Annotated in this window: 2 protein-coding genes and 1 pseudogene; 2 read left to right on the top strand and 1 reads right to left on the bottom strand. The window is 62.1% G+C overall.

The window, feature by feature from the left end; translation table 11 throughout:
- Positions 1-363: 363 nt before the first annotated feature.
- On the bottom strand, positions 364-1,791 hold the full coding sequence (locus F6X42_RS41605; RefSeq protein WP_187639582.1) for a pyridoxal phosphate-dependent decarboxylase family protein: 1,428 nt from the start codon (positions 1,789-1,791) through the stop codon (positions 364-366).
- 519 nt (positions 1,792-2,310) lie between these two features.
- On the opposite strand from F6X42_RS41605, the gene F6X42_RS41600 reads away from it, so the two are divergent.
- Positions 2,311-3,501 carry a M20 aminoacylase family protein gene (locus F6X42_RS41600; RefSeq protein WP_187639581.1) on the top strand — a complete coding sequence of 397 codons (1,191 nt, stop codon included), beginning with the start codon at positions 2,311-2,313 and terminating at the stop codon, positions 3,499-3,501.
- Between the two features lie 1,067 nt (positions 3,502-4,568).
- Positions 4,569-4,835 (top strand): annotated as a pseudogene (locus F6X42_RS41595) (DUF932 domain-containing protein); the annotation flags it as partial.
- Positions 4,836-5,461 lie beyond the last annotated feature (626 nt).

Here is a 5,461-nt window from a genome sequence, read left to right as displayed (position 1 = left end):
ACCGTACTTACAATTTTAGGACGACGCAGGGTCGGCGCGCGGCGATATTAACCTGCCGCCGTTGCGCTGGATCAGTCGCGCTTGACTTCGGCGCTTCAACAGATCGATCGCCTTGAATAGGTCGTCAACCATTCCAAGGCTCGCGTGTCAGCGCTCGGCATATATAAACCCCGCGCTGCGGCTGAAGGCGGGTTGATGCGTAATCGCTAATGCGGCCGAGATGGTTGGTCCCGGTCGCCAACGTCGGGCGGCTGTCGGCCAGCTAGCGACGTTCGCCGATGCCGTCGCGCGGACGTTCGAACGTCGGCTCCGCCGCAAGCAACGGACCTTCGTGGCGGATTCTGTCGGCGCTTGGATATTAGCTCAACTTGCCGGATTCTTCGGTTTGCCCGTCATCCGGCGCCACGCGTCCACGATGACGTTGATCGCCTGATCCACATCCGGCTGGGTCGTCGCCCAGGAGATAACTGACACGCGCATGACCCACATTCCTCTCCATTCCGCGCCCGAGAAGAAGAAGGTGCCCTCTGTCTCCAACTGAGCAATGACATCCCTCGTCGCCTGGTCGGATTGCTCGGATACCTGGGCCGAGCCGAATCGGACAAGAAACTGATTGAGCTCTACCTTGTTTAGCACATGGATGCCCGGTTCCCTGGCTAGCCCGGATGACATTCGTTCAGCAAGTTGGCAATGCCGTTCAACCATCGCCGAAATTCCGTCCTTGCCAAATGCGCGGAGCAATGCCCAAGTCGCAAAGCCTCGAGCCCTGCGCGACAGCTCGGGGACCCACTCCTTCGGGTCACGAATTTCTTTTGCGGTCACTGGAAGATAGCTGGCTTGAACCGTCATGGCGCGACGGTGCGCGCGCGCATCGCGAACGATTGCATAGCCGCAGTCGTAGGGGCTTTGCAGCCATTTATGCCCGTCGGTCGTCCATGAGTCCGCCCGTTCAGCTCCTTCCGCCAGATGCGCACGCGAAGGACAAGCTCGAGCCCAAAGCCCGAGAGCGCCATCGACATGCAGCCAGCCCTGTCTCTCATGCGTCGACTCGGCGATCGCTTGCAGAGGGTCGAAGGCCCCGGTGTTGATCTGTCCGGCCTGCGCGACCACCAACAACGGGGCGTTGACCTTTGCAATCGCACGTCCAAGCTCGTTCGCGTCCATTCGCCCTTCGCCGTCCGTCGGTATCACGACGACGCGACGCTGACCAAATCCAAGATATCGCAGGGCGGAAAACACACTGACGTGAGCATCAGCACTCACGCATACCGTAATCTGCGGTGCGCCGAACAGACCGTCTGCATCAACGTCCCATCCCTGCCGACTGAGCAGTTCGCCGCGCGCGGCTGCGAGACATACGAAGTGCGACATTGTCCCACCAGTAGTAAATCCGACTGAGCACTCGGGCGGAAGCTGGAGAAGTTCTAGCAGCCACTTGCTGGCTACAATTTCGGCGGCCGCGTTCGCCGGGCAGCTGTGATAGCCGGCGCCATTTTGGCCCCACATGCTCGTTAGCCAGTCCGCGGCGACTCCGATCGGATGGGACGCACCCATTACCCAGGCGAAAAAGTGCGGTCCAGCAGTGCCAGTCAAGCCAGGCTCCGCGGCATCTGCGAGGCGCTCGATGACCGTTGCCGGCGCGATGCCCGCATCCGTCATCGGACCGCCGAAAGCTTCAAGCAGTTGATCGAACGTCGCAGGCGCTCGTGCCGGCAGGCCTTTCCTTGCCTCGTGGAACCGAATCGCGCTGCGGTAGGCGGTATCGAGTGCCGAAGAATATTGGTCGCTCATGGAACAGCCTCCTTGAAACACTGCCTGTGTGGAGCACAGCACGGCTTGAGCGAACCTGGGACTCTGTCGGTCACGAACAAGTCGCAGTTCCAGATTGATCAGCTGCAGGATGCAACGCTGAAAGCATATACCGCTAACGATCCGTATGGTCGAGCGTGGTCCACTTGCTTGCTTGCTTGCATGCATGCTTGCATGCGTGCAGCGAGCGAGGCCAGTTGCAGCCCGAAAAGCCGCCGTCCGACGGCGGGGCAGTCTATGTCCGGAGCGGGTCGACTGCTGCCCGGCCCGACGGGCCCGTTAGGTAAAAGCCATCGGCGGCGAACCAGGCCGCCGTTGGAAAAAGCTGCCGAAACATCCGGCATCTTGGCCAAATAGCTCGAGCTTATCCGCGCTTGCGGCTGAATTCGTCTGCTATAACTCAGCGACATGTGTAGCGGTGCGCAGCCTCGTTTTGCAGCCCGTAAATGTTGACACGACCCGAAAGCTGCCGCGCCGACCCGGCACACGAAGGCTTCCCCGATGACTCTCACTTCCCGCTACACCGAAATCCCCGATCTCGCCGACGATGCCCCCTCCCTGCGCGAGATTCGCCACCACATCCACCAGCATCCCGAACTCGCCTTCGAGGAACTGCGAACGGCCGCGCTTGTCGCGGAGAAGCTTGCCGAATGGGGCTGGCAGGTGACGCGCGACGTCGGCGAGACGGGCGTCGTCGGCACGCTGGAGGTGGGCGAGGGCACGCGCAGCATCGGCCTGCGCGCGGACATGGACGCGCTGCCGATCGTCGAGCAGACCGGCAAGCCCTACGCCAGTGCGACCTACGGCAAGATGCACGCATGCGGCCACGACGGTCACACGACGATGCTCCTCGGTGCCGCGCGCCATCTCGCGCGCATGCAGCGTTTCAGCGGCACGGTGCATCTGTACTTCCAGCCGGCGGAGGAGCGCAGCGTCCCGAGCGGCGCGCAGAAGATGATCGCTGACGGCCTCTTCACGCGCTTTCCGTGCGACGCCGTGTTCGGCGCGCACAACCATCCGGGCATGCCGCCGGGTACGTTTCTGTTCCGCAAGGGCGCGTTCACGGCGGCGGGCGACAAAGTGACGATCACGATCGAAGGCGTCGGCGGGCACGCGGCGCGGCCGCATCTGACGGTCGATCCGGTCGTGGTGGCCTCGAGCGTCGTGATGGCGCTGCAGACCATCGTCGCGCGCAACGTCGATCCGTCGCAGCCGGCGGTGGTCACAGTCGGCTCGCTGCATGCTGGCACGGCGAACAACGTCATCTCGAATTCGGCGAAGCTGGAACTGAGCGTGCGCTCGTTCAGCGAGGAAGTGCGCGCGCTGCTCAAGCGCCGCATCGCCGAGTTGGTGCAGGCGCAGGCCGCGAGCTACGGCGCGATGGCGGTGGTGGCGTACGAGGAGGGCCATCCGGTCGTCGTGAACTCCGACGCGGAGACGGAATTCGCCGCGCAGGTGGCGCGCGAACTCGTCGGGGAAGAAAACGTCGTCGGGAACGCGGACATCCTGATGGGTAGTGAAGACTTCGCGTTCATGCTGCACGAGCGCCCGGGCTCGTTTCTGTGCATCGGCAACGGCGCAGGCGAGGACGGCTGCATGGTCCACAACCCGCACTACGACTTCAACGATGCCAACCTTCCGGTCGGCGCGGCGTACTGGGCGCGCCTCGTCGAAAGGTTTCTCGCGCAATAACTTTTATCCAAATTTTATGCGCATGACGCTTGTCACGCATGGCCGAAGCGGCGGTCAGGCCCGCAGCGAGAATTCTCCGATCGCTTCGCGCAGCACGTCGACCTGAACCTTCAGCCGAGTGGGCGGCCGCCGCGGTTCACCCGCACCGGACGCCAGATCTCCCGCATCGCCTCTCGGACAAGACATCACGCCTTTGTTCACGGCTCGCAACAAGTACAAGCTTAGACGTCGCAGGGGCGGTAGCGGCTTTGTCAGGTTGATGGGAAGGCGCCGGTAGAACGAAGTGATGAAGAAGACAAAATCTCGTCCGTGAGTGACCATACCAAGCGACTGCTCGACTCTGATACCTGCCGTTGCTGCCCTGACGGCTCGACCGGCGGCAATGGGTCGAGAGTGTGAGTTCGCTGATGCAGGAAGCTGCCGCCCGGCCGCTCGATGCCGCCACCGTCGGCAATCCGTCCCACTGCCGACATAGAATCCAGTCCTCTCCAACGTCGGCATTGGCCGAAGAGCTGCGGCCAGCCCGGTGTCAGCGAATGACCGCTGGACATGGGTGACCCGCCGTTGACACCGCTGCGATCCGTACCGATCGTAACGGGAGTCAAAATTCGTTTATGCGGCGAGGCCGGGTTTTCGCGCTGAGCGTTGAGCAGAGTGCCGCGCCTCACCCGTTCCAGGCGTCCATCCGGGGCGCAGCAGACAACCCCGTCCCCTCCTAGCCAGGCGTGGCCGGCACGGCCACGCTGCCGCGCCTGCCGCGCGGCACCCTCACCCGGTCAACTCGTGGCATGGCATGCACCCGGCTCCCAGGTTCCCGCCCTTGACCCGCGACCGTAGCCGATAGCGGGCAGGCATCAAGGGGCGAGGGACCGTGTCGCCCGCACCCCTCCCTCGCCTTTTTCCTTGACGCCTGCCCGCTATCGGCTCCTCCAGTCGCACGGGCGGGAACCCGGGACCCTGGCGGCAGCAACGCCAACCCCGAGTTCCACCGGGAGGTGTCCAGCCGCAACGGCAAGTCACATCCCCTCGCCCGGTTCAGGTCCTCAACCTTGACTGTGGAGACTGCCATGCAACTCGCTTCCTCTTTCCGTTACGGCTCCCCGATGCTGCGCGCTGACTCGCCCCTTTCAGATGATCAGATTCGCCGTGTTGCCCCGTCCATCTTCGCGGACGGCAAGCACGAAAGCCGTTCGGAACGCTACACGTACATTCCCACCATCGACGTGCTGCGCGGCCTACGCAACGAAGGCTTTCAGCCGTTCATGATCTGCCAGACCCGCGTGCGCGATGAGGGCAAGCGCGAATTCACCAAGCATATGCTCCGGCTGCGCCATTAACCGCAAGCTTGCGGTTAATGGCGTAACGGCGAGGAGGCCGTAATGCGAAGAAGTATCGTGTACCTCAGCGCTGGGCGTAGGTTATGGCTGTTCAACTTTCCATTATTTGACAGCCTCCTGAACCGCCAGTTATGACGCTCGCGCTTCCCGCCAGGAAAGGAGGTCATCATGTATCGATCGGTACCTTGTTCAAGTCCGTGGCTTGATCTATTGAGGCAGCATCTCCAGGACGCAGGCTACTGTCGCAGGATCGCGAAGCAATATGACTTTGCTGCGCGATGCTTCCTTCTCGATCTGGAGCGTCGAGGAAAAACTATCGAGTCTGTATCTCGGTCAGACGTCGACATGTATCTCGCGAACCTGAAGCGGCTACGTGACCGGTATTCGCTACCCGTCGCCAGCAGAAGGAAAGATTGTGCCTCTATCAAGATGCTGCTGCGACTGGTCCACAACGGCAAGTGGCCGCCAGAGTTCGCGCCGACAACGGATCACGATATCCCGGACGGTCAGTTGAAACTCCCCCACTTATGGTCGCGCAAATTCCCCCACCCTGTGCAGCAGGACTAAGGGTTTTATTTAGCTGGTTTTCGTTTTTCTCGCAAGCGTTTCAGCGGCCTCTTTAA

The organism is Paraburkholderia podalyriae (assembly GCF_014397785.1).
GTDB lineage: Bacteria > Pseudomonadota > Gammaproteobacteria > Burkholderiales > Burkholderiaceae > Paraburkholderia > Paraburkholderia podalyriae.
This window is presented reverse-complemented; position numbering and strand designations above follow the sequence as displayed.

Bases quoted from the DNA above. Each gene is read 5' to 3' on its own strand.
- F6X42_RS41605 (WP_187639582.1), bottom strand. From the start codon at position 1,791: ATGAGCGACCAATATTCTTCGGCACTCGATACCGCCTACCGCAGCGCG.
- F6X42_RS41600 (WP_187639581.1), top strand. From the start codon at position 2,311: ATGACTCTCACTTCCCGCTACACCGAAATCCCCGATCTCGCCGACGAT.